The sequence below is a fragment of the Micromonospora sp. NPDC127501 genome (assembly GCF_040302185.1).
GTDB lineage: Bacteria > Actinomycetota > Actinomycetes > Mycobacteriales > Micromonosporaceae > Micromonospora.
In genome coordinates this window covers 154,520-180,348 of sequence record NZ_JBEORJ010000005.1, presented here as the reverse complement: position 1 = coordinate 180,348, position 25,829 = coordinate 154,520, and the positions used below count along the sequence as shown (strand labels likewise).

Annotated in this window: 21 protein-coding genes and 2 tRNA genes; 9 read left to right on the top strand and 14 right to left on the bottom strand. The window is 71.1% G+C overall.

The genetic code is table 11. The annotated features are described in order from the left end of the window. The first annotated feature begins 48 nt into the window (after positions 1-48). On the top strand, positions 49-504 hold the full coding sequence (locus ABTW72_RS13515; protein WP_350858251.1) for an ATP-binding protein: 456 nt from the start codon (positions 49-51) through the stop codon (positions 502-504). Positions 505-520: 16 nt separating this feature from the next. On the opposite strand, the gene ABTW72_RS13510 is transcribed toward ABTW72_RS13515, so the two are convergent. Then, the gene (locus tag ABTW72_RS13510; protein WP_350858249.1) at positions 521-1,459 is read right to left on the bottom strand and encodes a ribose-phosphate diphosphokinase; all 939 of its coding nucleotides are present in this window, start codon (positions 1,457-1,459) and stop codon (positions 521-523) included. Positions 1,460-1,560: 101 nt separating this feature from the next. Here ABTW72_RS13510 and glpK point away from each other — a divergent pair, with 101 nt between their 5' ends. Beyond that, positions 1,561-3,045, top strand: coding sequence for a glycerol kinase GlpK (gene glpK, locus ABTW72_RS13505; RefSeq protein WP_350858246.1), 1,485 nt, complete (start codon positions 1,561-1,563; stop codon positions 3,043-3,045). A gap of 15 nt (positions 3,046-3,060) precedes the next feature. Here glpK and ABTW72_RS13500 read toward each other — a convergent pair whose 3' ends face one another. Further along, the gene (locus tag ABTW72_RS13500) at positions 3,061-3,894 is read right to left on the bottom strand and encodes a phosphoribosylaminoimidazolesuccinocarboxamide synthase (protein WP_350858243.1); all 834 of its coding nucleotides are present in this window, start codon (positions 3,892-3,894) and stop codon (positions 3,061-3,063) included. 137 nt (positions 3,895-4,031) lie between these two features. Here ABTW72_RS13500 and ABTW72_RS13495 point away from each other — a divergent pair, with 137 nt between their 5' ends. Then, positions 4,032-5,351 (top strand): ABC transporter substrate-binding protein, encoded by a 1,320-nt coding sequence (locus ABTW72_RS13495; RefSeq protein ID WP_350858240.1) that lies wholly within the window; start codon positions 4,032-4,034, stop codon positions 5,349-5,351. A 57-nt stretch (positions 5,352-5,408) separates the two neighbouring features. Here the strand turns inward: ABTW72_RS13495 and ABTW72_RS13490 are convergent, their stop codons facing one another. Further along, entirely contained in the window at positions 5,409-5,657 is a 249-nt protein-coding gene (locus tag ABTW72_RS13490; RefSeq protein WP_030336617.1) for a hypothetical protein, read from the bottom strand. A 161-nt stretch (positions 5,658-5,818) separates the two neighbouring features. Here ABTW72_RS13490 and ABTW72_RS13485 point away from each other — a divergent pair, with 161 nt between their 5' ends. Further along, the gene (locus ABTW72_RS13485; RefSeq protein ID WP_350858237.1) at positions 5,819-9,598 is read left to right on the top strand and encodes a S8 family serine peptidase; all 3,780 of its coding nucleotides are present in this window, start codon (positions 5,819-5,821) and stop codon (positions 9,596-9,598) included. Positions 9,599-9,714: 116 nt separating this feature from the next. Here ABTW72_RS13485 and ABTW72_RS13480 read toward each other — a convergent pair. From ABTW72_RS13480 to ABTW72_RS13455, 6 genes are all read right to left on the bottom strand, one after another. Continuing rightward, positions 9,715-9,791 (bottom strand) — tRNA-Met (locus ABTW72_RS13480). Between the two features lie 125 nt (positions 9,792-9,916). After that, positions 9,917-9,990, bottom strand: a tRNA-Met gene (locus ABTW72_RS13475). Positions 9,991-10,074: 84 nt separating this feature from the next. Beyond that, entirely contained in the window at positions 10,075-10,998 is a 924-nt protein-coding gene (locus ABTW72_RS13470) for a hypothetical protein (RefSeq protein ID WP_350858234.1), read from the bottom strand. Next, positions 10,988-11,497 carry a SigE family RNA polymerase sigma factor gene (locus ABTW72_RS13465; RefSeq protein WP_350858231.1) on the bottom strand — a complete coding sequence of 170 codons (510 nt, stop codon included), beginning with the start codon at positions 11,495-11,497 and terminating at the stop codon, positions 10,988-10,990. Before ABTW72_RS13465 ends, ABTW72_RS13470 begins: the two co-directional genes overlap by 11 nt. Positions 11,498-11,688: 191 nt before the next feature. Beyond that, complete coding sequence (locus ABTW72_RS13460; protein WP_350858228.1) at positions 11,689-14,673, bottom strand: UPF0182 family membrane protein; 2,985 nt, start codon at positions 14,671-14,673, stop codon at positions 11,689-11,691. Between the two features lie 96 nt (positions 14,674-14,769). Beyond that, positions 14,770-15,783, bottom strand: a complete 1,014-nt coding sequence (locus ABTW72_RS13455) for a YlbL family protein (protein WP_181539400.1) — start codon at positions 15,781-15,783, stop codon at positions 14,770-14,772. Positions 15,784-15,898: 115 nt separating this feature from the next. Between ABTW72_RS13455 and ABTW72_RS13450 the strand changes: the two genes are divergently transcribed. Further along, positions 15,899-17,242: a zinc-dependent metalloprotease gene (locus tag ABTW72_RS13450; protein WP_350858225.1), complete on the top strand. Its 1,344-nt coding sequence runs from the start codon at positions 15,899-15,901 to the stop codon at positions 17,240-17,242. A 153-nt stretch (positions 17,243-17,395) separates the two neighbouring features. On the opposite strand, the gene ABTW72_RS13445 is transcribed toward ABTW72_RS13450, so the two are convergent. Both ABTW72_RS13445 and ABTW72_RS13440 read right to left on the bottom strand, forming a co-directional pair. Continuing rightward, positions 17,396-18,004, bottom strand: coding sequence for a hypothetical protein (locus ABTW72_RS13445; RefSeq protein WP_350858223.1), 609 nt, complete (start codon positions 18,002-18,004; stop codon positions 17,396-17,398). 174 nt (positions 18,005-18,178) lie between these two features. Further along, a complete protein-coding gene (locus ABTW72_RS13440) occupies positions 18,179-18,712 on the bottom strand; it encodes a M48 metallopeptidase family protein (protein WP_145789240.1) in 534 nt (177 codons plus the stop codon). 513 nt (positions 18,713-19,225) lie between these two features. Between ABTW72_RS13440 and ABTW72_RS13435 the strand changes: the two genes are divergently transcribed. The 3 genes from ABTW72_RS13435 to ABTW72_RS13425 all read left to right on the top strand — a co-directional run bounded on the left by ABTW72_RS13435 (position 19,226) and on the right by ABTW72_RS13425 (position 22,074). Then, positions 19,226-19,396, top strand: coding sequence for a DUF5679 domain-containing protein (locus ABTW72_RS13435; RefSeq protein WP_167457767.1), 171 nt, complete (start codon positions 19,226-19,228; stop codon positions 19,394-19,396). Between the two features lie 222 nt (positions 19,397-19,618). Continuing rightward, positions 19,619-20,731, top strand: a complete 1,113-nt coding sequence (locus tag ABTW72_RS13430; protein WP_350858220.1) for a TOMM precursor leader peptide-binding protein — start codon at positions 19,619-19,621, stop codon at positions 20,729-20,731. Continuing rightward, a complete protein-coding gene (locus tag ABTW72_RS13425) occupies positions 20,728-22,074 on the top strand; it encodes an ABC1 kinase family protein (RefSeq protein ID WP_350858217.1) in 1,347 nt (448 codons plus the stop codon). The genes ABTW72_RS13430 and ABTW72_RS13425 overlap by 4 nt, the downstream gene beginning before the upstream one ends. 317 nt (positions 22,075-22,391) lie before the next feature. On the opposite strand, the gene ABTW72_RS13420 is transcribed toward ABTW72_RS13425, so the two are convergent. The 3 genes from ABTW72_RS13420 to ABTW72_RS13410 form a co-directional block, all read right to left on the bottom strand. Beyond that, a complete protein-coding gene (locus ABTW72_RS13420) occupies positions 22,392-22,757 on the bottom strand; it encodes a WhiB family transcriptional regulator (protein WP_030490434.1) in 366 nt (121 codons plus the stop codon). 130 nt (positions 22,758-22,887) lie between these two features. After that, a complete protein-coding gene (locus tag ABTW72_RS13415; protein ID WP_181518366.1) occupies positions 22,888-23,103 on the bottom strand; it encodes a hypothetical protein in 216 nt (71 codons plus the stop codon). 154 nt (positions 23,104-23,257) lie between these two features. Next, positions 23,258-25,423, bottom strand: a complete 2,166-nt coding sequence (locus ABTW72_RS13410) for an ATP-dependent DNA helicase UvrD2 (RefSeq protein ID WP_350858213.1) — start codon at positions 25,421-25,423, stop codon at positions 23,258-23,260. 92 nt (positions 25,424-25,515) lie between these two features. Between ABTW72_RS13410 and ABTW72_RS13405 the strand changes: the two genes are divergently transcribed. Then, positions 25,516-25,758 (top strand): mycoredoxin, encoded by a 243-nt coding sequence (locus tag ABTW72_RS13405; protein ID WP_030337579.1) that lies wholly within the window; start codon positions 25,516-25,518, stop codon positions 25,756-25,758. Positions 25,759-25,829: the final 71 nt, after the last annotated feature.

Below are 25,829 nucleotides of genomic sequence, written 5' to 3'. Positions count from 1 at the left end.
ACGGTGGAAAAGCCGCGAAATACCGAGATGCGCCGCCGGGACGGGCCCATGACGAACGCAGATCCGCACGCACCGCGTACGGTTGTGCCCATCGAACCTGCCCTCCTGATCGCCGAAGCCTTTGACCAGGCCCAGGTGACCGAGATTCGACACTCGGTCACCTCCTGCGCGCATGCCTCGGGTCTCAGCGGCCAACGGCTGGACGACTTCGTGCTCGCGATCAACGAATTGATCACCAACGCGGTGCGGCACGGCGGCGGGCGCGGCTGGCTGCGACTCTGGCACGAGTCGGGTGTGCTGGTCTGCGAGGTCGCCGATCACGGGCACGGGATCAGCCCGCAGCGGCTGGGCGACCGCAGCCGGCCCGCCCCGGACACGGCCGGCGGCTGGGGCCTCTGGCTGGCCCGCGAGCTGACCGACGCGATGGAGGTCGTCACCGGCACCGCCGGCACCGTCGTCCGCATCACCACCGGCCTCACCAACCACAACCGCACCCCGCGCTGACCCCCCTACCCGCCGATCAGGCGAAGAGGGCGGAGACCGATTCTCCGTTGTGGATCCGGCGCGTCGCCTCGGCCAGGGCGGGGGCCACCGACAGGACCTGCAACTTGGGGACCCGCTTGGCGTCCGGGATGGGCACCGTGTTGGTGCAGACGATCTCCAGGACGCCGTCCTGGTCGCTGAGCCGCTGCAACGCGTCGCCGGAGAAGAGGCCGTGCGTGCAGGCGAGCCGGATCGACCGGACCTTCAGGCCGCGCAGATGCTCCATCAGCTCGACCACGGTGCTGCCCTTGGCGATCTCGTCGTCCAGCACGATGACATCCCGGTCGGTCACGTCGCCGATCACCGCGCTGATCTTGACCAGGTCGTCGCTGAACCGCTGCTTCGCCCCGGCCGCGACCGGCGTGCCGAGCAGCCGGGCGAAGGCCGCGGCCTCCTTGGCGTTGCCCAGGTCGGGCGAGACCACCACGGTGTTGCTGAGGTCGTAGCGCCGGAAGTGGGTGGCCAGTTCCCGCAGCGCGTGCAGGTGATCCACCGGGACGCTGAAGAAGCCGTGCACCTGCGGCGAGTGCAGGGTCATCGCGAGCACCCGGTCCGCCCCGGCCGAGGTGAGCAGGTCAGCGACGAGCCGCGCGCCGATCGAGATCCGTGGCGCGTCCTTCTTGTCCGACCGGGCGTACGCGTAGTGCGGCAGCACCACGGTGATCCGACCGGCGGAGGCGCCCCGGGCGGCGTCGATCATCAACAGCAGCTCGACCAGGTGCTCCTGCACCGGCGGCACCAACGGCTGGATCAGGAAGACGTCCCGCTCCCGGCAGTTGGCCTGCAACTGGACTTCCAGACAGTCGTTCGCGAACCGGGAGACCCGCACCGGGTGCAGCGGCACCCCCAGGTGGGCGCAGATCTCGGCAGCCAGGTCGGGATGGGCGGTTCCACTGAAAACTGCGATGTCGCGCACGTTCGCACATCGTAGGGGAAGCCGACGGCCGCCGACGGCGGCGGGCCGGAACCCGCCGTGACGCCTGTCGCGCCGCGCCGCCGTCCGGGTACGGTGCTGCGGTGACCCCCCAGTACGTCGCCGCCATCGACCAGGGCACCACCTCCTCGCGGTGCATCGTCTTCGACCGGGCCGGGGACATCGTCGCCGTGGCCCAGCGCGAGCACCGGCAGATCTTCCCTCGACCGGGGTGGGTGGAGCACGACGCCGAGGAGATCTGGGACAACGTCGAGCAGGTGGTCGCCGAGGCGCTGCGGGCCGCCGGCACCGACGCGTCCGGGCTGGCCGCCGTCGGCATCACCAACCAGCGGGAAACCACAGTGGTGTGGGACCGGGTCACCGGCCGCCCGGTGGCCAACGCCATCGTCTGGCAGGACACCCGGACCGGGCCGCTGCTTCGCGAGCTTGCGTCGACGTACGGCGAGGAGCGGTTCCGGGCCCGCACGGGCCTGCCGCTGGCCACCTACTTCGCCGGGCCGAAGCTGCGCTGGCTGCTCGACGAGGTCGACGGCCTGCGCGAGCGCGCCGAGCGCGGTGAGGTGCTCTTCGGGACCATGGACAGCTGGCTGATCTGGAAGCTGACCGGCGAGCACGTCACCGATGTGACCAACGCCAGCCGAACCATGCTGATGGACCTCACGACCCTGGACTGGGCCCCGGAGCTGCTGGACGCGATGGGGGTTCCGGCGGCGATGCTGCCGGAGATCCGCTGCTCCGCCGAGGTGTACGGCACGGCCGGCGGGGTGCTCTCCGGGGTGCCGGTGGCGAGTGCGCTCGGCGACCAGCAGGCCGCCCTGTTCGGGCAGACCTGCTTCCAGCCGGGTGAGGCGAAGTGCACCTACGGCACCGGCAGTTTCCTGCTGCTCAACACCGGCGCCAGCCCGGTCCCGTCGACGCACGGCCTGCTCACCACCGTCGCCTACCGGATCAAGGACCAACCACCGGCGTACGCCCTCGAAGGCGCCATCGCGGTCACCGGCTCGCTGGTGCAGTGGCTGCGGGACAACCTCGGGCTGATCTCCACCGCCGCCGAGGTGGAGGAGTTGGCCCGCACCGTGGACGACAACGGCGGCTGCTACGTGGTGCCGGCTTTCTCGGGACTGTTCGCCCCGCACTGGCGCAGCGACGCCCGCGGGGTGATCGCCGGCCTGACCGGTTACATCACCAGGGGCCACCTGGCGCGGGCGGTGCTGGAGGCGTCGGGGTGGCAGACCCGCGAGGTGGTCGACGCGATGAACGCCGACTCGGATGTGGCGCTGCGCCGTCTCCGGGTGGATGGCGGAATGACCGCGAACGGCCTGCTCATGCAGTTCCTCGCCGATGTGCTCGACGTGCCGGTGGTCCGTTCCCGGATCACCGAGACCACCTGCCTAGGCGCCGCGTACGCGGCCGGTCTGGCGGTCGGCTTCTGGCCGGACCTGGCCACCCTGCGGACGCAGTGGCGCTCCGACGCGCAGTGGGAGCCGGCCATGACCCCGCAGCTGCGCGAGGAGGAGCTGCGCCAGTGGCGCAAGGCCGTGCAGCGCACCCTCGACTGGGTGGAGTGACCGCCGCTGCGGCGGTCACTCCCAGCGGTTGCCGGTGAGCTTCTCGTAGACGTCGATGTAGCGAGCCCGGGTCGCCTCGACCACCTCGGCCGGCACGTCCGGGGCGGGGGCCTGCTTGTTCCAGCCGCTGCCGGTGGCCCAGTCCCGCACGTACTGCTTGTCGTAGGAGAACTGCACCCGGCCCGGCTGGTACGACTCGGCCGGCCAGAACCGCGACGAGTCGGAGGTGAGCAGTTCGTCGGCGAGGACCAGGGTGCCGTCCGGTGCCCAACCCAGCTCGAGCTTCGTGTCGGCGATCAGGATGCCCCGGTCGGCGGCCAGCTCGGCACCGCGCCGGTAGATGTCGAGGGTGATCTGCCGCAGCCGCTCGGCGGTGGCCTCGCCCACCTTGTCCACCACGTCGTCGTACGTGATCGGCTCGTCGTGCTCGCCCATCGGCGCCTTGCTCGACGGCGTGAAAATCGGCTCGGGCAGGATCGACGCCTCGCCCAGCCCTCGCGGCAGTGGTACGCCGGAGACCGCGCCGGTCTGCTCGTACTCCCGCAGACCCCCGCCGGTCAGGTAACCGCGGGCGACGCATTCGACCGGGACCATGTCCAGCCGCTGGCAGCGGATGGCCCGCCCGGCGAACTCGGCGGGCACGTCGGTGGCCGAGATGACGTGGTTCGGCACGAGGTCGGCGAGCTGCTCGAACCACCAGAGCGAGAGCGCGGTGAGCAGGCGACCCTTGTCCGGGATCGGCGTCGGCAGCGCCACGTCGTAGATCGAGATGCGATCCGAGGCCACCAGGATCAGGTCGTCGCCGTCGGCGTAGACGTCCCGGACCTTGCCCGAGTGCAGAAGTTCCACGCGCCCTAGTACACCACGCGACATTGGAAGGGCCTGATTCGACCACCCGGCCGAGGGTGACCGGACGGACGTTGACACCCTCGTGCGCTGCCTGCGTGAATGGTCGGACCGCCACCTTGTAGGTCCAGGAGAGCCCCGTGCCCGTTGTTCGACCCCCGCTCGACCGCCTCGGTGCCGACCCGGGCCGGCGCCGACTGCTCGGCGCGCTGCTCGGCGCACCTCTGCTCGCGTCCGGCGGGCTGGCGGGGTGCACCGACGGCGCCGCCACCTCGACCCAGGACGGGCCCGTCGAGCTGTCGGTCTTCTGGTGGGGTGGCACCAAACGGGCCGAGCTCACCGAGAAGGCGCTGCGGCTCTACTCGGATCGCAACCCCCGGGTCACCTTCCGGGTCACCTGGCAGGGCGCCGACGGCTACTACGACCGGCTGGCCACCCAGGCGGGCGGCGGGAACGTACCGGACCTGATCCAGATCGACGACGCCATGCTGACCGAGTACACCCAACGTCAGGTCCTCCTCGACCTCACCGACCACCACCTGGATCTTCGGGGCCTGCCGGAGGGTCTGATCCGCTACGGCACGGTGGAGGGGCGGACGATGGCGGTGGCCGCCGGGCAGACCCACGCCGTCGTCGTGTTCAACCGGGACCTGCTGCGGGAGCTGGAGATGCCGGAGCCGCGTGCGGGGATGACCTGGGCCGACTACATCTCCTGGGCCACGCAGGTCACCGAGGCCAGCGACCGCCGGGTGGCCGGCACCATGGACGGGTCGGGCGACTACCGGGCGCTCTGGCTCTGGCTGCGGTCGCAGGGCGGCGAGTTCTACCGGGGCAACCAGCTCGGCTTCGGTGCGGACGAGCTGATCGCGTGGTTCGAGTTGTGGCAGCGGGCCCGCCGGGGCCGAGCCACGCCGAGCGCGGCCCTGGTCGAGCAGGCCGACAGCGGCGAGCCGGCCCGGCAACTGGTGGTGAACGGGGTGACGGCGGCGTCCTTCGCCTGGTCGCACCAGCTACCGGAGCTGCAACGGCTCACCGAGTCCGAGTTGGGCATCGTCGGCATTCCCGGCCCGCCGGGGGCTCAGTGGGCACGAGCGTCGATGTACTGGGCGGCGTTCCGGGGCACCCGCCACCCGGACGCGGTCGCCGACGTGATCAACTTTCTGACCACCAATGGCGAGGTCGGCGCCGTTCTCGGCCACGAGCGTGGGCTGAACGCCAGTGCCCAGGTCCGCCGCTACGCCGAGGGCAGCATCACCGACCCGGCGCAGCGACGTGCCGCCGAGTTCGGCGCCAGCATCGCCGACCTGCTCGGGCCTGCGCCAGCGCCGCCGCCCAGGGGGCACGCCAAGGTGCGCACCCTGCTGGTCACCGCCGCCGAGCGGATCCGCGTCAAGCGCGACGGCACCCGCGAGGCCACCGCGCGCTTCCTGTCGCAGGCCATCGCGGCCCTGGCGGTGTGAGCACCGGCGGCCGGCCGGGAGCCGGCCGCCGGTGACCCGTCGCCGCCTCGGGCCCGGTCAGCGCGGCGGGCCACCCCGGCGGTTGCGCATCAGACGCAACACCAGGAACACGACGATCGCGACCACCACCAGGCAGCAGAGCAGCGGGAGCACCCCGAAGCCACTGCGCCCTCGCCGCCGGGCGGCCTCCACCACGAGTTCGCCGGTGCCCGTGGACGCCCAGGCCGCGACCGGCACGAAGACCGCCAGTACGACCGCACCGAAGACCGCGCTCAGGCGGCCCCACCACTTACCGAATGAAGACATGTGCCCATCCTCGCCGAAGGGCGCAACCTCGGCACGTCGGTCCACGCCGAATCACGGGACCGGATGGTCCGGACGCCCCGGTCGGGGCGCAACGTGCTCGCAACGTCCCGGCAAAGATGATGATCTTTACATGAATCTCTCGAGGTGATCGGATTCGCCTCATGCTCAACTCTGTAGACAGTGCGCGGATCTCTCGCACCCGAAGATCTGCGGCGGCAGCGGTCGGCGTCACCCTCGTCGCCGCTCTCCTCACCCCCACAGCGGCGCACGGCGCCCCACCGCCCCCACCGCCGCCGACGAGACCCGCTCCGAGCGGCAACGCGGACCGCGCACCCGTCACGGTCACGCTGATCACCGGCGACCGGGTGACGGTGACCCCGGGCGTCCACGGCGCAACCGGATCGGTGGATGTCAAGCGCGCCCCGGGCGCCACCGGCTCCGTACGCGTCTCCACCGAGGGCCGGGACACCTACGTGTACCCGGACGAGGCGTTGCCGTACCTCGCCACCGGTCGACTCGACAAGCAACTGTTCGACGTCACCCAGCTCATCGCCCAGGGCTACGACGACGCCCGGACCGCCGAACTCCCCCTGATCGTCACCCGCACGACGGGTGCGGCGAAGCTCAGGACCGGCACCACGCTGCCGGGCGCGCAGACCACGCTGGAGCTTCCCTCTGTCCGTGGCGAGGCGATCCGCACCCGCCGATCGCAGGCCGCGGACTTCTGGTCGGCCCTCACCGATGGACAGTCGCCGACCGGCCGCAGCGCTGCCGCCCCGGCACCCTCCTTCGCGGCCGGCGTCGACAAGGTGTGGCTCGACGGCAAGGCGAAGGCCACCCTGGCCGACACCACCGCCCAGATCGGCGCGCCCGCGGCGTGGGCCGCGGGTGGCACGGGCAGCGGTGTCCGGGTCGCCGTCCTGGACAGCGGAGTGGACACCACCCACCCGGATCTCGCCGACCAGGTGGTGGCCTCCCGGAGCTTCATCCCCGGCCAGGACGTGATCGACCGGAACGGGCACGGCACCCACACCGCCTCCACCGTCGCCGGGACGGGCGCCGCCTCCGGCGGCAAGGAACGGGGCGTGGCCCCCGACGCCGACCTGGTGATCGGCAAGGTCCTCGACGAGTACGGCAGCGGTTCCATCTCGGGGATCATCGCGGGCATGGAGTGGGCGGCGCGGGCCGAGCACGCCAAAGTGATCAACATGAGCCTCGGCGTGAGCGCGTGGCACACCCAGGACGACCCACTGAGCCAGGCCGTCAACCAACTGACCGCCGAGACGGGTGCGCTCTTCGTCGTGGCCGCCGGCAACAGCGGACCAGACCCGTACACCCTCGGTGCCCCGGGCACCGCGGACGCCGCGCTGACCATCGGCGCGGTGGACACCTCCGACCACCTGGCGGAATTCTCCAGTGTCGGACCCCGCGTGAACGACGAGGCCCTCAAGCCGGACATGACCGCTCCCGGGGTGGACGTGCTGGCGGCACGCTCGCAGCACATCTCCTGGGGTGAGGGCTACTACTACGCCGACAGTGGCACCTCGATGGCGGCGCCACACGTCGCCGGGGCGGCCGCCCTGCTGGTGCAGAAGCACCCGACCTGGAGCGCGCGGCAGATCAAGGACGCCCTGATGAGCACCAGCGTCCGCACGCCCGACTACGACGCCTACCAGGCCGGCAGCGGTCGGTTGAACGTCGCCGCCGCCTACCACCAGGACCAGGTCGTCGCGTCCGGGTCGGTGGACGCCGGAGTCGTCAGGTGGTCGCCGGGCAGCACACCACAGCCGATCAAGCGGACGATCACCTACACCAACACCACGGACAGCCCGATCGCGTTGGAGCTCTCCGTCGACCACGGCACCGCCCCCGCGCAGACGTTCACGGCAACCGCCGACCGCGTCACGGTGCCCGCCCGGGGCAGCGCGACGGTCGACGTCGTGGTGGCCCCGGCCGGCCTTCCCGCCGGCAGGTACTCCGCTCAGGTCACGGCCCGCTTCGCCGCCGGCGAGGTGCACACGGCCGTCGGGATCGCCGTCGAGTCCAAGAAGTACGACCTCACCATCCACCTGAAGGACCGCGCCGGCCGGCCCATGAGCGGCGAGGTCGAGGTCGTCAACGCCGAGACCGGCTCCGCCTTCATGTGGGTGCCGGACGGAAAGCTCACCGCCCGCCTGGCGCCCGGCTCCTACACCGTCGTCACGGCTGCGGACGTGGAGGGTCTGCACGGGCCCCGCTCCCTCGGGCTCGCGATGCTGACCGCTCCCGAGGTCGACCTGACCACCAACCGGGTCGTGGAACTCGACGCCGCGCAGGCCCGCCAGGTGAAGGTGGCGACACCCCAGCCGACCGCCGTCGTCAACAGCAGAATCGACGTCTACCGCTCCTTCACCTCGAGCGAACCGACACCCGCCGACTGGAGCGCGCTGCGCGAGACGTTCTGGCCGGGTGCCGCCTACGACAGCCTGTGGGCCCTGCCGACCAGGGACAAGGTGCGCAAGGGCAGCTTCGTCTTCACCACCCGGATCCGCGCCGAGCAGACGCCGCTGGCGATCAGCTACCACGGCCGGCACCTCAGCGACCCGCTCGCGCAGCCCGGTTCCCCGCCGCTGCCCGACGGCAGCTCTCGCCTGGACGCCGTCTTCGCGGGCGTCGGCGGCACCGCCGACTACGCCGGCGTCTCCGCCAGCGGCAGGGCCGTGGTCGTCCGCGCCAACGACTCGGTGACCCCCACGGACCAGGCAGCGGCGGCGCACACCGCCGGTGCGGCGATGCTCGTCGTGGTCAACGACCGGGCGGGCCGCAGGAGCGACTGGTACGGCAACCCCGACGCCGTGACGACCGGACCGGTCCCGGTGGCCTCGGTGACCATGGACGAGGGCGAGGCATTGATCCAGAAGATCACCGCCGCGGGCCGCGACCCGGTACGACTGGCCGTGGTCGCCCACCCCAGGGCGAAGTACCTGTACGACCTGGTGGACTACCACAGTGGCGGGGTGCCGAAGGACCCGTCCGCCAAGACCGATCCGCGCAACCTCGCCCGGATCGATCTCACCTTCTCCCCGCCTCCGGGGAAGCAGTCCAGCGAGACCCGGATGGACTTCCCGCCGTACGAGTACGCGGCGGCACGGCCCTTCCCGTTCGAGCCGGTCGCGCCGGGGCCGCGTACCGACTGGGTCTCCGCGGGCGGCGGCATCAAGTGGATGCAGTACGCCGACGTCGCCGACTGGGCGCGGTCCAACACGGAGGCCATCGCGTACCGGCCGGGCAGCGTCCAGAAGGACCGCTGGTTCGGGCCCATCACCCGGCCACGGCTGCTCAGCACCGAGATCCCGTTCCGTGGTGAGACCGCCATGAGCGCCTACATCCAGGGGTTCGGCGACGCGGGCGCCGCCCACAGTGGCGGGGCCAGCATGTCGCAGATCGCCACGTTCTACCAGGGCGACAAGCAGCTGACCCAGTTCGACGGCTGGCCGGAGGTCGGCGCGGGTGACCTGTCGCCGGAGAAGCTGCCGTACCGACTGGTCGTCGAGACCACTGGCAAGCCCGAGTTCAGCCCCTACTCGACCGCCACGCACACCGAGTGGAGCTTCGTCTCCGGCGGCAGCACCGAGGTGCAGGCCATCCCGCTGGTCCAACTGGATTACGGAACGGACGTGGACTTCGCGGGTCGGACGAAGCGCCGAACCGACTTCTCGATCACGCCAGTGGTGGTGGGCAGCACCGCGGCTCGGGACGCCGTGTCGTCGCTCCGGCTGGAGATCTCCTACGACGACGGAGTGAGCTGGCAACGGCAGGACCTGCGGGAGAAGAAGGGCACCTGGCAGGCGTCGCTGAACGCGCCGCACCGGGCCGACTTCGTGTCGATCCGGGTCACCGCCAAGCAGCGCAACGGTGGCGGCGTCACCCAGACCGTCACCCGGGCCTTCGGCCTGCGGTAGAAACCGCCGGGGGCCGGCGCCGACGAGGTGCCGGCCCCTACGGGACCCTCATGGCGCGGCGGCACCAAACAAGTCCGGCCCCCACAGTGTGGGGGCCGGACTTGTATCACTTTCAGTGGTAGCGGGGACAGGATTTGAACCTGCGACCTCTGGGTTATGAGCCCAGCGAGCTACCGAGCTGCTCCACCCCGCGTCGACTGGTTAAGACTAACTCATCCGTTCCGGCGATGATCAGCGGGGGTCACCAACCCCTGGGGCCCACCACGCCAGAAAGTCGAAAGCCCGCCTCCGGTGACCCGGAGACGGGCTTCGAACTTGTAGCGGGGACAGGATTTGAACCTGCGACCTCTGGGTTATGAGCCCAGCGAGCTACCGAGCTGCTCCACCCCGCGTCGGCTCGCTAACCGTAGCGCACCACCCCCGGGCCCCGCAAAACGACATCCGAATCCACCGGACCGCGGTCCGGCACGTCCCGGTCAGCCAAGCCACCTCCGGATGGCGGCGACCGCGCGGCGGCTGTCCGCGTCGACCTGCGCCCGCTGGCTGGACGTGCCCTCCCAGCCCTGCTCCCAGAGGATGGTCACCACGTCGCCGACCCGGATCGCCCGGACCAGCCGAACGACCTCCCCACCGGCCGGGTCGCCGTTGACGTCCTGACCCGCGCGGCGCATCTCGAACAGCACCGACTCGTCCCCGAACCCGCTGTCGGGAATCAACCGCTGCCTGCTCTCCCCCGGCGTGTCGTCGCCCGGCAGCTTCTGCACGGGGCAGTCCCGCACCGCCTGCCGCAACTCCTTCAGCACGTCGTCGGCGCGCCCGGCCCGATAGATCGTGACGGAGTGCGTGTAGGTGCCGTCCGGGACGTACCCCTTGGGGGTCTGCGGCAGCTTGTAGATCAGGAGCCGAGTGCGGCGCTGCACGACCGCCTCGCTCGGGATGTCCGCGCCGCACAGGCCCGGCAGCGCGGCCAGGTCCCGGAACTCCGGCGCGATGCCCACCTGGTTGGTCGGCGCCAGGGCGAAGAACGCCCGATCAGGGATGCTGGTCGGCGTCCTGGAGGGCTGCGTGCCGGTGGCATCCGGAGAGGCCGTACCCGGAGAGCGGCCGGGCGTGGTCGGCGGGACGGACGGCGATGGCGAACCGCCGGTCGCGCTCGGAGACGGCGACGCCGACACCGTCGGCGTGCCGGCCGGCGCGGGTACGGACGCCGGCGGCGGGGTGACCACCTGGGCGCCGATCGCCACGCCCACCACCACCAGCCCCACGGCGAGGGTGCTCCCGGCCGCACGGAACCGGGCCCGACGGTCCGCCTGGTGCCGGAGCACGTCGGGAAGGCCCAGATCGCGAGCGTCAGCGTCGGCGGCGAGGGACCTGTACAGCTCGGACAGTTCACGCGACATCGGTGGCCTCCAATTCCACGACAGCCAGATCGGGCAGCAACGCGGCGAGTCGGGCCCGCCCGCGGGAAAGCCACGACTTCACCGTGCCAACGGGTACGCCGATCTCATCGGCGATCTCCTCGACCGGCATGTCGAACAGGTAGTGCAGCGCCAACGCCCGCCGGTGGGTCGCCGGCACCTGACGCAGGGCCTGGACCAGCAGCACGCTGTCCTCGCTGGGCGGAGACACCGACGGCGGAGGCCCGGCCAACCGCAACGCGCCCCGCAGACCACGCAGCCGCCGCCAGCGGTCGGTCGCCAACCGGGACACCACCAGCCGCAGCCACGCCTCCGGCGCCGGATGCGCCGACAACCTCCCCCACTGCCGCCAGGCCCGGGCGTACGCCTCCTGCACCAGGTCCTGCGCCTCGTTGTAGTCGCCCACGACCGCATAGCCGTACCGCATCATCCGCCGCGTCGTACTGCGGTAGAAGTCATCGAAGCTTTGCCCGTCCCTCACAATTGCTCCCCCTCATCCACCCCGTTGCAATTGAGGACGGCGGACCGGTGCCGCAGGTTGCGGCCCAGCTGCGCCTGTCAGCGAGGTGACAGCGAGGGCACAGCCCGGACGCGGCGGAGCCCCCGCCGTTCGGACCGGTGCGGTCCGAACGACGAGGGCTCCGAGACGTACTTCCGGCGGTGGCGGGCGGGTCAGCCTCCGGCGCTCGGGCTGGCGCCCGGCACACCAGCGGCCTGCTGCGCCTGCTGGAACGCGGTGAGCGCCTCGTCGAGGGCCTTCAGCGCACGCCCGTACCGCTCGAAGTCGCCCGACGTCTGCGCGGCCCGGACCTCGGTGATCGCGGTCTGCACACGGTCCGCGGCGGCAGCCAGGTCACCGGTCGGCGGCGGCGTGCCGGCGCTCGGGGTCGGCGTTGGCGCCGCCGTCCCCGAAGGCGTCGGAGTCGGCGTCGGAGTCGTCGGGTTGCCCCCGGTCGTCGGCGGCGGCGACGTGCCCTGCCCGGCCTTCTTGCCCTGCTCGACCAACTGCTTGATGCCGTCGTTGATGTTGTCGGCGAGCGCCACGAAGGAGCCGCCGTCACCGTACGAGAGCAGCACCTTCTGCAACAGCGGGTACGCGTCCTGCTGGTTGCTCTTCACGTAGACCGGCTCGACGTAGAGCATCCCGTCGGCGAACGGCAACGAGAGCAGGTTGCCGTACTGCACCTGCGCCTGGTTGCTGGAGAGCAGGTTGAGCTGCTGACGGATGTTCGCGTTGTTGGTCATCTGCTGGTGCACCTGCACCGGGCCGGAGATCCGGGTCTGATCCGGCAACTCCAGCACCTCCAGCCGGGGCTTCCCCTCGACGTACGACCCGGAGATCAGCGCGGCGAGGTTCTGCCGGCCGTTCGGGGTGACCGCCGAGGTGAGCTGGAACCGGGGGCTCTCCTGCCCGGGGAACTGGGTGAAGAGGTAGTACGGAGGCTGCTTCTGGCCGCTGTCCGGGGCGTCCGGCACGTTGGGCACCTGCCAGAAGTCCTGCGCCGAGTAGAAGTCGCCCGGGTTCGTCACGTGGAACTTGGTGAGCAGGTTGCGCTGCACCTTGAACATGTCCGCCGGGTAGCGCAGGTGCTCGGTCAGCTCGACCGGGATCTCCGCCTTCGGCAGCACCAGGTCACCGCCGAACGCCTTGTTCCACGCCTTGAGCACCGGGTCGGTGTCGTCGTACTCGTAGAGCTTCACGGTGCCGTCGTACGCGTCGACGGTGGCCTTCACCGAGTTGCGCATGTAGTTGACGTCCTCCCGGGCCAGCTGGAAGGTGCCCCGGTTGGTCAACTCGTCGGTGGTCTCGGTCTGAAGGTTGACCTTCTCCGCGTACGGGTAGGAGGCCGCCGTCGTGTACCCGTCCACGATCCACTGCACCCGACCGTCGACCACCGCCGGGTACGGGTCGCCGTCCAGGGTGAGGAACGGCGCGACCTTCTCCACCCGGTCGCGCGGGTTGCGCACGTAGAGCAGCTTGGAGTCCTTGTTGACCGCCTCGGAGAGCAGGAAGTTCGACTCCTGCTCCTTGATGGCGTACAGCAGGCGCCGGGTGAAGGAGCCGATCTCCACACCGCCCTCACCGGTGTAGGTGTAGGACTCGCCGCCGCCCTCACCGACCGGCCTGTCGAACTCGGCCTTCTTGTTCGGGTCGGACTGCCCGACGATGGCGTAGTCGTCGTCCGCCATCCGCTCGCCGTAGTAGATGCGCGGCTGCTTGGCCGGGATCTGCTCGGTCTGCGAGGAGCACGCCTCCTGGGTCTTCTCGCCGAGGAAGCCGGAGACGAAGAACGGCTGCCCGCCGCAGACCACCTGGTTGGCCGGGGCGGCCACCAGCCCGTACCCGTGGGTGTAGACGGTGTGCCGGTTGATCCAGGTGTTCTGCTGGTCGGTCAGCTCGCCGTAGTTGATCTCCCGGACGCCGACCACGTAGTCGGAGACCTTGCCGTTCACCCCGTACCGGTCGATGTCCAGCTTCGGACCGAAGTCGTAGAAGCCACGCACCTGCTGGAGCTGGGTGTACGTCTCGCTGACCAGCTGCGGGTCGAGCAGCCGCACGTTCGACACCACCGAGGTGTCGGTGGCCAGGTTCCCCGGTGGGGTGAGGTTGTTCGCCGCGTACGGGGTCGTCTCGGTGGTCGCCAACCCGAACGCCGCCCGCGTCGCGTCGATGCTGCGCTGGATGTACGGCGCTTCCTTGTCCTTGGCGCTCGGCTTGACCTCGAAGGTCTGCACGGCCCAGGGGTAGATGCCGCCGATGGCCACCGCGGAGACGCCGAGCAGCGCCAGCGAGATCCCCGGCCAGACCAGGTTCCGCATCCAGGCGTTGGAGAACACGAGGATCGCGATCGCCACCACGATCGAGATGTAGGCGAGGATCTCCTTCGCCGGCAGCAACGCGTTGACGTCGGCGTAGCCGGCGCCGTACAACTTGGCGCCCTCGTTGTACTCCAGCAGCATGGCCCGCCGGTCCAACACGTACGCGATCGCCTTCAACACCACGAAGACCGCGACCAGGGTGCTCAGGTGCGCGCGGGCCGCGTTGCTCATCCGGTCACCGACGCCCTGCAGGCGGACCCCGCCGAAGAGGTAGTGCACCGCCAGCGCGCCGATCACGGCCAGCACCACCGCGGTGAAGGCGACCCCGAGCAGGTAACGCCAGAACGGCAGTTGGAAGACGTAGAAGCCGATGTCGATCCCGAACTCCGGGTCCTTGATGCCGAAGTCACCGCCGTTGCGGAAGAGCAGCCACTGGTTCCACCGGTTCTGCGCGGAGAGACCGGCGAAGAGCCCGACCACCGCGGCGGTCAGCGAGATCCAGGTGCCGAGACGCGGGCTGAGCACCATCCGGTAGCGCTCCAGGGTCGCCTGCTCCACCGAGTGCGGACGCAGTCGCGGGCGCAACCGGTAGGCCAGCCACAGGTTGCCACCGACGATCACCGCCATGCCGAGGCCGATGGCGAGGAAGAGCACCAGGCGGGTGAGCAGGACGCCGGTGAAGACCTGGGTGTAGCGGACCTCGTCGAACCAGAGCCAGTCGGTCCACGCCTGTACACCCCAGCCGAGCAGGGTGAAGAGCACGAACACCCCGACCAGGACCGCGATGGTGACGCGCCCGCGCCGGCTCATCCTCGGGAGGGGGCTGCTGCTACGCATGACCACTGTTGGCTCCGCACGCTCGATATGATCGGCTCCGACCAGGCACCCAGAGTACGGGGTGTTCCTGAGCGTGTCGGGGCACGGTCACACCGGTCAGCAACGCGTCGGCTGACCACCCGCGCGCAACGTCTCCAGAGCGGTCATCGCCTCGTCCAACGAGCCCACCCGCAACAGCGGCAGATCGGGCTGCGGATTGCGGACCGCCTCGGCGCAGTTGTCCGCAGGCACCAGGAAGACCTTCGCCCCGGCGTGCTTGGCGCCGACCAGCTTCTGGGCGATCCCGCCGATCGGGCCGACGGTGCCCTCGTCGTCGATGGTGCCGGTACCGGCGATGATCTGGCCGCCGGTGAGGTCGGCCGGGGTCAACTTGTCCACGATCCCCAGGGCGAACATCAGGCCGGCGCTCGGCCCACCGATGTCCCCCAGGTCGATGCCGAGCGTGAACGGGTGTGGCTGCTGCTGATCGATCTCGACACCGATCCGCGGTCGGCCGTCCTGCTCCTGACTGGTCACCGTCGCGGTGGCCGGCACGCCGTCACGGGTGTAGCCGATGGTCAACGCCGTGCCCGCCGGCTTGGCCCGGACCAGCTCGGTGACCTTCGCGGCCACCGGCACCGGCTGGCCGTCGACCGAGGTGATCACATCGCCGGCCTTCAGCGCCCCGGCCGCCGGGCCGTCCCCGGCCACCGTCTTGATCACCACCTGCACCGGAAAGCCCAGCTCCCGCAGCGCGGCGGTCTCCGCGCTGGTCTGCGACGCCTTGAAGTCCTCGGCGTTGCGCTGCTCGACCTGCTCCGTCGACTCCCCCGGCGGGTAGACCAGCTCACGCGGCACCACCGCCTCGTCGTCGGAGAACCAGCCCGCGATCGCCCCCCGCAACCGTACGGTGGGTTGCACCCCCACCGTGGTCAGCCGCAACTGGCCGGCCGAGGTCGAGGTCTCCCGACCGGAGACCTGGATGACCTCCTTACCGTCGGACGTACCGAGGGTGTTGACCGTCGGCCCCGGGCCCAGCACCACGTACGGAATCGGCACCCGGAGCACCCCGATGCTCAGCAGGGCGGTGAACAGGGCACCGAGCAGGACCGTCAGGCCACGACGTCTCATGCCGCAGAGCGTACCGACCGGCTGCGGGTCACCCGCCGGATGCGCCGCGCGACTTCGCCCTCAGCGCAACGCCAGCGGCGGCTACCTGGGGCGCGGTCCGCGTACCGTAGATGTCGTGCCTGATATTCCGTTCGGTTTCGCGCTCCCGGGTGGGCAGCCACCAGACCCCAACGATCCCGCGCAGATGCAGCAGTTCATGTCGCAGTTGCAGCACCTGCTCTCCGCGCCGGGCAGCGGGCCGGTCAACTGGGACCTGGCCCGGCAGGTAGCAGCCAGTCAGCTCGCGGCCGCCGGTGACCCGGCGGTGTCGATGTACGAGCGCAACGCGGTCGAAGAGGCGCTGCGCCTCGCCGACCTGTGGTTGGAGCCCGCCTCGGCATGGCCCTCCGGCATCCAGAACCCCGTTGCGTGGAACCGCAACGAGTGGATCTTCAAGACGCTGGACGTGTGGCGCAAGCTGTGCGACCCGGTCGCCAGCCGGATGGTCGGTGCCATGGGCGACCTGGTGCCACCTGAGGCGCGCGCCCAGCTCGGCCCGATGCAGTCGATGGTGGCCTCCCTCGGTGGCGCGCTCTTCGGCGGTCAGCTGGGCCAGGCCCTCGGTTCGCTCGCCGCGGAGGTGCTCTCCGCCGGCGACATCGGGCTGCCGCTCGGCCCGGCCGGCACGGCCGCGCTGATCCCGGCCAACATCCGGGCGTACGGCGAGGGCCTGGAGCTGCCCGAGGACGAGGTCCGCCTCTACGTGGCGCTGCGCGAGGCCGCCCACCAGCGGCTGTTCCAGCACGTCCCGTGGCTGCGTGGGCATGTGCTCAGCGCGGTCGAGATGTACGCCTCGGGCATCCGCGTCAACCGGGAGGCGATCGAGGAGGCGATGGGCCGGGTCGACCCGACCGACCCCGAGTCGATGCAGGCGATCGCCCTGGAGGGCATCTTCACCCCGGAGGACACCCCAGCGCAGAAGGCCTCACTGGCCCGCCTGGAGACCGCACTTGCCCTGGTCGAGGGCTGGGTGTGCCACGTCGTCGACAGCGCCGCCAGCGACCGGCTGCCCAACGTCGTCCGGCTGGGCGAGGCGTTCCGCCGTCGCCGGGCCGCCGGCGGCCCCGCCGAGCAGACCTTCGCCGCGCTGGTCGGTCTGGAACTGCGCCCCCGCCGACTGCGCGAGGCCGCGGCTCTCTGGGCCGCGCTCACCCAGCACCGTGGCATCGAGGGCCGCGACGCCGTCTGGGGCCACCCGGACCTGCTCCCGTCGGACGACGACTTCGCCGACCCGGTCGCCTTCGCGATGAACGACATGGACCTCAGCGAGCTGGACAGCTTCGACTTCACCGCCCCCGGCGGGGTGGAGGAGAAGGCCCCCGGCCAGTCGGATCAGCCGGGCCAGCCCGGTCAGTCCGGTCCGTCGGGGCAGACCGGTCCGTCCGACGAGACCGACGGCGAGGGCGACACCAGGTCCTGACGCCCGCACATCGACGGCCTGCGCCGCGGGTGCCCGCAGATCGACAGCGGGCACCCGCGGCGCGTTCGGCAACTCGGGCAGGTCAGCGGACCTCGCCGGGCAGCGGAGCCCGCCAGCAGCGGCTCGGGTCTTGTCGGCAGGCAGGCCGACGGCTCAGCCGGGTCGGCCCGAGCCGGAGAGCAGGGCGCGGGTCGCTTCCCAACCCTCGAAGGCCGGGTCCAGCGTGGCCAGGTCAGCCGGGCCGCGCAGTCGTCGCCAACCAGTGGTGACCGCCACGTCACCCGGGCGCGGGGCGTTGGCGCGCGCCTCAGCAGGCGTCGCCGTGTCCAGCTCCAGCGTCGGCAGCCAGTCCGGCGCGGGCAGTCGTACCGCGACCCCGAGCAGACCCGGGCCGCCGCCCTCGACCGGGGCCACCGCGACCGGCCGACTGGTGAGTGGGCGGAGCAGCTTGCCGACGGTCAGGGCGGGCAGGTCAGGCACGTCACTGACCAGCACTGCGGCTTGGTCGTACCCCTCGAGCGCGGCGAACACGGCGTTCGGCGTCGGCTCGGCCACCTCGTACACCGCCGTACCGGGCCACACCAGCGCATCGGCCAGGGCCCGGTCGGCCGGGGTCACCGCGACCGCGACCTCCACCTCGTTGAGCGTGGCGAACAGGTCGATGACATCTTCTGCGAGCGCCGCTCGCCACTGCGCCAGGTCGACGCCGGGCGGCGACCAGTGCACCGGCCCGAGCAACGCCACCACCACCCGTCGCGCCATTCCCCGACCCTAGCGCCCCGCCCCACACAGCCACCCCACCCGGCCCGCCCCGGCGTCGCTCGACGGCATGATCAACCCGGCTTCACTGAAGTCGCGGTGTCTCGGCAGCCCGGATAGCACGGCAGTCAGGAAGGCGAGTGGACCCAGGCCGATCAGGCGCGTCGGAGGTGTGGATCAGGTGGGAAGCGGTGCGCAGGAGGAGGCGGCGGCGACCCCTTCGAGGTAGCCGCGGGCGCGTTCCGCCTTGGGATAGCGGCCGACCAATGCCCAGAACCGGGCGTTGTGGCTGGGCACGATGAGGTGCGCCAGCTCGTGCAGCAACACGTAGTCGATCACCCATTCGGGCATCTCCTGGACGCGGTGCGAGATTCGGATGCTGCGGTCCGCCGGCGTGCAGGAGCCCCACCGGCCGTTCTGGTTGGTGACCCATCGGACGCTGGCCGGCACCGCCTTCGTGGCGTACCCGGCGAGGTAGAGATCGATGAGCCGATTGGCACGGGCCAGCAGCTCGTCGTCGGACCGGGCGAGGCGCCCCTCCCGGGCGGCGAGCCGGGCGAGCATCCGGTCGACCCACTCGCTCTCCTCGGCACGGGAGAACTGGTCGGGGATGAGGACGACCACTCGCTCACCGTCACGGTACGCGGACACCGTGCGTCGTCGACGCTGACTGCGCCGCACCTCGACGACCGGCTTCCGCGCCCCCGCCATCACTGGCCCGCGCAGCCTCGACTACGTGTCACGAAGGAAAGCTAATGCCCACTGACCAGGGGTCCGCAAGAGTCAACCGCACGACACGCGCCCAGAAAATGGTGATTGGTCGCCAGGCGTCCCGAAAATTTCTTGACCGCAGCGCCATCGCGCCATCTCGTCACCCTTGGTGAACGGAAATGGCGCCGGTGCGCGGCACGTCTCCACCGTAGGTGATCACCGCCCCGGATGCCGCTGCGGGGGCACTCGCACGGGTGGCTGAGAGGGTTTGGTCGGCGTGTCCCCGCCAAACTGACTTATCCGACCTATTTCGCCATGCACACTCTCGACGTCGACTTGCTCACAGTGTCGATGCACAGCTGACATGGAACTGCCCAGACCTGGGTAGGGTCCGCGAACCAGCGGTCACGAAGGTGGCCGCGGATTGAGACCCAGCGCCGGCGCCCCGTGTGGCCCGCCGCCGGGCACCCCGCCGGAACGGCATTGACCGGCGGACGAGACGAGGAGGGCACCGTGGCCGACCAGGCCCAGACGACCTACAACGGTTACTGCGTGAAGTGCAAGGAGAAGCGGGACTTCGAGGGGCATGTCGAGGTCTCGAAGACCGGAATGAACATGGCCAAGGGCAAGTGTCCGGTATGCGGTACAACAGTGAACCGCATCCTGGGCAAGGCCAAGGTCTGACCCGAACGGGTGAACGGGGGTGGGGTGGCCGGGTGGCCACCCCACCCCCGTTGCCGGATCGGGAGTGCCTGCCACCGCGGCGGTAGCCCTGTCGGGTGACTGACAACAGGCGCGAGGGGCTGTGGAAAACCCGTCAAATCCTGTGGATAGCGCTGGACAGCGGCCTGACCGCCTGTGGACAACGATCGACTGGACGCGAAGATACGGTCACGATTCGTGACCATGAGCCGTACCGTACTGCCCCGCCCCACCCTGCTGCCCGGCCTGAACCGGCTCTGGCGGGACCGGCACACCCTCCAACTCGGCGTCGGCCCTGGGCCGGCCGCCCTACTGGAGTTGGCCAACCCCCGCGCCGCCCACGTGCTCGACCTGCTCGACGGCACCCGCAGCGAGCGGACCGTGCTGACCCAGGCAGCGTCCGCCCAGGTCAGCGTCGACGACGCGCGTACCCTGCTCGACACCCTGCGGGTCGCCGGTCTGTTGGTGCCCGCGCACAGCCTGCTCCCCCGCGACCTGACCGGCCCGGTCCGCGCCCGGCTCGCGGCGGAGGCCGGCGCGCTGGCCCTGGCCGCGGCCCGACTGCCCGGCACCCCCGCGCAGGTCATTCGTCAACGACGGGCGGCCCGCGTCCTGCTCACCGGCGCCGGGGCGCTCGGCGGGCCGCTGACGGTGGCATTGGCCCAGGCCGGCGTGGGGCAGGTGATTCCCCAGCTCACCGGCCCGGTGCGCCCCGTCGACCTGATCGGCACGGGCATCCCCGCCACCGAACTGGGTCGCCCGCTGGCCCCAGCGGTACGGGCCGCGGTCAACCGCGCCGCACCGGGCACCGGCACCAGCCCGAGCCGCGCCGGGCGGATCGACCTGGTGATCCAGCTCGGCATGGACCGGCCTCCGGCGCTGCTCGCCGCCGGTCTCGCCCAGCGCCGGCAGCCGCACCTGCTGGTCACACTCCGCGAGGGCGTACCGGTGATCGGGCCGTTGGTCCGCCCACCCGCCGGGCCCTGCCTGCACTGCGTCGAGCTGCACCGGGCCGACCGCGACCCGGACTGGCCCCGGCTCGCCGCGCAACTCGCAGCCGCCGAGCCCGTGGCCGCCGCAACGACCGGCACGCTGCTCGTCGCCTGCGGGTACGCCCTGGCCGAGGCGCTGACGCAGCTGGACGGCGGCCAGCCGGAGACGCTGGGTGGCGCCATGGAGATCACCGGTGCCGGCCGCTTCCGTCGTCGGGGTTGGCCGCCCCACCCGGCGTGTGGGTGCTCGCGAGGCCGAGTGTCCGCACCAGCCCGGCCGCAGAGCAGCAGCGGGGCCCTCCGGTCGGTAACAATGACCGTGTGACCGACATCCCGCGCCGCGCCGTGTCCCGCACCGCCAAGCTCGCCGCCCTGCCGCTCGGCTTCGCCGGCCGGACCGTTCTCGGGATGGGAAAGCGCGTCACCGGGCTCGCCTCCGACGTGATCTCCGCGGAGATTCAGCAGCGCACCGCCGAGCAGCTGTTCAGCGTGCTGGGCCAGCTCAAGGGCGGGGCGATGAAGTTCGGCCAGGCGCTGTCGGTCTTCGAGGCGGCACTGCCGGAGGAGATCGCCGCCCCCTACCGGCAGGCGCTGACGAAGTTGCAGGAGGCGGCGCCACCGCTGCCGGCCGCCAGCGTGCACAAGGTGCTGGCCGAGCAGCTCGGCCCCGACTGGCGGGATCTGTTCGTCGAGTTCAACGACGTCCCGGCGGCCGCCGCCAGCATCGGCCAGGTGCACCGGGCGCGCTGGCGCGAGCCGGGCTTCGACGCGTCGGGCGCACCGCACAGCCGGGACGTGGCAGTCAAGATCCAGTATCCGGGGGCCGGCGACGCCCTGCTCGCCGACCTCAAGCAGCTGTCCCGCCTGGGCGGGATGTTCCGGGCCATCCAGCCCGGCCTGGACGTCAAGCCACTCCTGGCCGAGCTGCGCGAACGGATCACCGAGGAGTTGGACTACGAGTTGGAGGCCGAGTCGCAGCGCACCTTCGCCGCCGCGTACGCCAACGACCCGGAGATCTTCATCCCGGAAGTGGTCAACGCCTCGCCCCGGGTGCTGGTCACCGAATGGGTGACGGGCACTCCGCTGGCCGACATCATCCGCGAGGGCACCGAGGAGGAGCGGGACGAGGCGGGTCGGTTGATGGCCACCCTGCACCTCTCCGCACCGCAGCGGGCCGGGCTGCTGCACGCCGATCCGCACCCGGGAAACTTCCGGCTGCTGCCCGACGGCCGGCTCGGGGTGATCGACTTCGGTGCGGTGGCCCGGATGCCGGAGGGCACCCCCGAGCCGATCGGTCGTATCGCCGCGACGGCACTGCGCGGCGATGCCGACGAGGTGGTGGCGGGGCTGCGGTCGGAGGGGTTCATCGGCTCGGCCGAGGAGATCGACGCCGAGGGGGTGCTCGACTTCATCCGCCCCATGTTGGAGCCCATCGCGGCGGACGGTTTCCGGTTCACCCGCGCCTGGCTACGGGCCGAGGCGGGGCGACTGGCCAGCCCCCGCTCCCCCACGTACCAGCTGAGCAAGCGGCTCAACCTGCCACCGTCGTACCTGCTGATCCACCGGGTGACGCTCGGGTCGATCGGGGTGCTCTGCCAGTTGGAGGCGAAAGCCCCCTACCGGAGCATCCTGGAGCGCTGGCTGCCGGGCTTCGCCCCGGTCGCCTGACCACGTCGAGACCCGGGCGCCTGACGACATGGGGAAGGGCGGGTGCCGGTCGGCACCCGCCCTTCTGCGTGGGGTGGTACTAGAGAACGCCCAGGTCGCGAGCCGCCTGGTTGCGGCTGGTCATGGCGACGGTACGGGCGGATCGGGCTGCCTCAGTGCTCGTGGTGGTACGACCGGCCTGAGGCCGGCGCATTCGAGCCCTGGTCAACGCTTCGTGGAGTAGTTGCATCTCGAAGGCTCCACTCGGAACGGTCAACATCGTTTTCTCACTCACTGCCGGTGTGCCACCGGCGTAGTTGGAACGGGTCGGGAACATGTCAGGCTGCCAGCCGGACCGCGCCACGCACCTCGGACAGCCCACTGGCCGCCAGGCGCGCCTCGGCCTCGACCCGAAGCTCGGCGTCACGGGCGACGTCCTCCTTACGCGGACGGCCACGGGGCCGCTTACGCGGGACAACCGCGCCACGCTCGAAGATCTCGCCGCCCCAGACGCCCCAGGGCTCCGCTCGCTCAACGGCTCCGGCCAGGCACTCGACACGCAGCGGGCAGTCCCCGCAGAGTGACTTGGCCAGCTCGAGCTCGGTGGGCGAGTCGGAGAACCACAGGTCGGGGTCGAACTTCCGGCAGGGCAGGTTCGCCTCCATCTCGACGCTCATGTCGAGGGGGGCCAACGCCAGACTCATCTCCCGGTCACCTCTCTCTCACTTCGATCTCGTGGATCGCATTCCGACGTACTTACGGCGGGCAAAAAACTGAGGCCGCGGATCCCGGTAAGCGGGTTCCGCGGCCTCGAGGTGAGCCGGAGTCTGATGGTCAGACCGGTTTACCTCGAGGTGGAACGCCGCGGACATCCATGCGCTTCTTGGCGACCTGGATGCCATTGCCCGTGAAGCCACTGGTCCCCTCGACTCCAGCGGGCGCGACGGTCAGGATCAGCTCGGCCTGAACCTGGTGCACCTGTGGAACCGACGGTCGTGCAGCCGCAAGGGCCACCCGGACAGCCGACAGCGGAGCGCAGACAGACGGCATCGCCGCCAGACGCTCATAGGTGAAGATCTTCACGGGTGCCACCTCCCTCACGTTCCTCGAATCGACTGGACCGACCTCGTGAGCAGCCGGAATGGCGCCGCTCGCGTGGTGTGTCCTGAGGCTATTCCTCGCGCCGGGGCGAGGGCAAACGAATTTACGACGAGATTTCGAAAGTTTTCTCCGGGCAGACATCGTCCACCCCGGCACCGGCCACGAGGGCCAGCACCGACTCCCCGTAGAGACCCAGCTTGCGAGGGCCGATACCGGCGATGGCGATCAGCTCCTCCGACCGGCCCGGTCGGCGCTCGGCCAACGCGACAAGCGTCGCGTCGGTGAAGACGACGTAGGCCGGGACCTTCTGCGCACCGGCCACCCGCTGCCGCCACTCGCGCAGCCGTTCGTGCAGCTCATCGTCTATGTCGGACGGGCAGGTGGGGCAGCGGCCGAGCTTGCGGTCCGGGCCGGCGAGCAGGGTGGCGCCGCAGATCCGGCAGGAGACGATCTGGGTTCGCCGTCGCTCGGGACTGCGGGCCGGACCGGCGCCACCGGTCGCCCGCTCGGTGCCGCCGGAGCGATCCAGTTGGGGCAGGAACCGCGACGGCCTCCGGGCCCGTCCGCCCGGCGAGCGCGCGGTGGCGTACGACAGCCAGAGCCACTCCCGGGCGCGGGTGATCCCGACGTAGAGCAGCCGGCGCTCCTCCTCGACCTGTTCGACGGTCTTGGCGTACGTGGTGGGCAGGGTGCCCTCGGCGAGGCCGACCAGGAAGACCGCGTCCCACTCCAACCCCTTGGCCGAGTGCAGGGACGCCAGCGTGACGCCGTCCACCGTCGGCACGTGCTGCTGTGCGGCCCGGCGCGCCAACTCCTCGGTGAAGTCGGTGAGGGTGACCGGGCGCTCCACCGAGGCGGCCTCGCCGATCGGCACGACCTCGGGAGTGGCCGCGTACTCCTCGGCGAGCTGGACCAGCGCGGACAGCGCCTCCCATCGCTCGCGGGCCGCGCCGCCGGCCGGGGGCGCGTCCGGGGCCCAGCCGACGGCGGTGAGCGCCTCGACGACGGCGGCCGGCAGCGGCGTCTCGCCCGGGATCGAGCGGGTGGCGGCACGCAGCGCGACCATCGCCTGGCGCACCTCGGTCCGTTCGAAGAACCGCTCCGCGCCCTGCACGACGTACGGCACCTCGGCCTCGGTGAGCGCCTTCTCGTACGCCTCGGACTGCGCGTTGACGCGGAACAGCACGGCGATCTCCTTCGCCGGCGTGCCCGCGTCGATCAGCGACCGGCAGCGCGCGGCCACCGCGTTCGCCTCGGCCGGCTCGTCGGTGAAGATCCGCAGGTCCGGCTCGGGGCCGGGCGGGCGCTGCCCGCTCAGCTCCAGCCGCAGGCGCGCCTCGGTGCCCCGAGCCTGGGAGATCACCGCGTTGGCCAGCCCGACCACCTGCGGGGTGGAGCGGTAGTCGCGGACCAGCCGCACCACTGTGGCATTGCGGTGCCGGCGGGGAAAGTCGACCAGGTACGCCGAGGTGGCCCCGGTGAACGAGTAGATCGTCTGGCTCGCGTCCCCGACCACGGTCAGGTCGTTGCGGCCGGCCAGCCAGGCGTCCAGCAACCGCTGCTGGAGCGGGTTGACGTCCTGGTACTCGTCGACCACGAAGTGCCGGTACTGGCTGCGGATCTGCTCGCCGACGTCCGGGTGCTCCTCGATGCCCCACACCGCGGCCCGCAGCATGTCCTCGAAGTCGATCACGCCGTTCGACCGTTTGAGCTGCTCGTACGCGGTGAACACGTCGGCGACCTTCGTCGGTTCGTGCGGTGTGTCGCGCAGCGCCCGGGCCGCGGCCACCACGTAGTCCGTCGGCTCGACCAGCGACGACTTCGCCCACTCGATCTCGCCGGCCAGGTCGCGGGCGGCGGCCCGGTCGGTACGCAGACCGACCCGGGCCGCGGCGAGGGTGACCAGTCGTACCTTGCTGTCCAGCAGTTCGGGCATGGCGCGGCCGGCCAGCAGCCGGGGCGCGAAGTACCGCACCTGGCGCAGCGCGGCGGCGTGGAAGGTCCGCGCCTGGACACCGTGCGCCCCGAGCAGAGTGAGACGGTGTCGCATCTCGGCGGCTGCGCGGGCGGTGAAGGTGACCGCGAGCACGTGCCGGGGGGAGATCTCCCCGGAGAGCGCCCGGTGGGCGATTCGGGAGGTGATCGCCCGGGTCTTGCCCGTGCCGGCGCCGGCCAGGATGCAGACCGGGCCGGCAGGTGCGGTCACGGCGGCGCGTTGCTCAGGGTCCAGCCCGGCGAGCACCTGTTCCGACCCTGAGTGAACCACCACAACCAGGAATCATCTCAGCTCCTCCCAGCGTTGCAGCGAACAGCCTCGGCTTGATCCGCAAGCCGCGGCCGGAGGAGTTGGAGGATCCGAGGATGCTGACGATGTATTCCACCCCCTGGTGCGGCTACTGCCACCGGCTGAAGTCGCAGCTCGACCGGGAGGGCATCGGGTACGAGGTGGTCGACATCGAGCAGGACCCGAAGGCCGCGGAGTTCGTGATGAGCGTCAACGGCGGCAACCAGACGGTGCCGACGCTGCGCTTCGCCGACGGCAGTGCCCTGACGAATCCCTCGATCACCCAGGTGAAGCAGCACCTGGAGACGCTCAACGCCTGATCTGCCGGTTCATTCTCGACGAGCGGCCGCCCCACCCGGGGCGGCCGCTCGTCGTGTTCGGGAACGGGTGG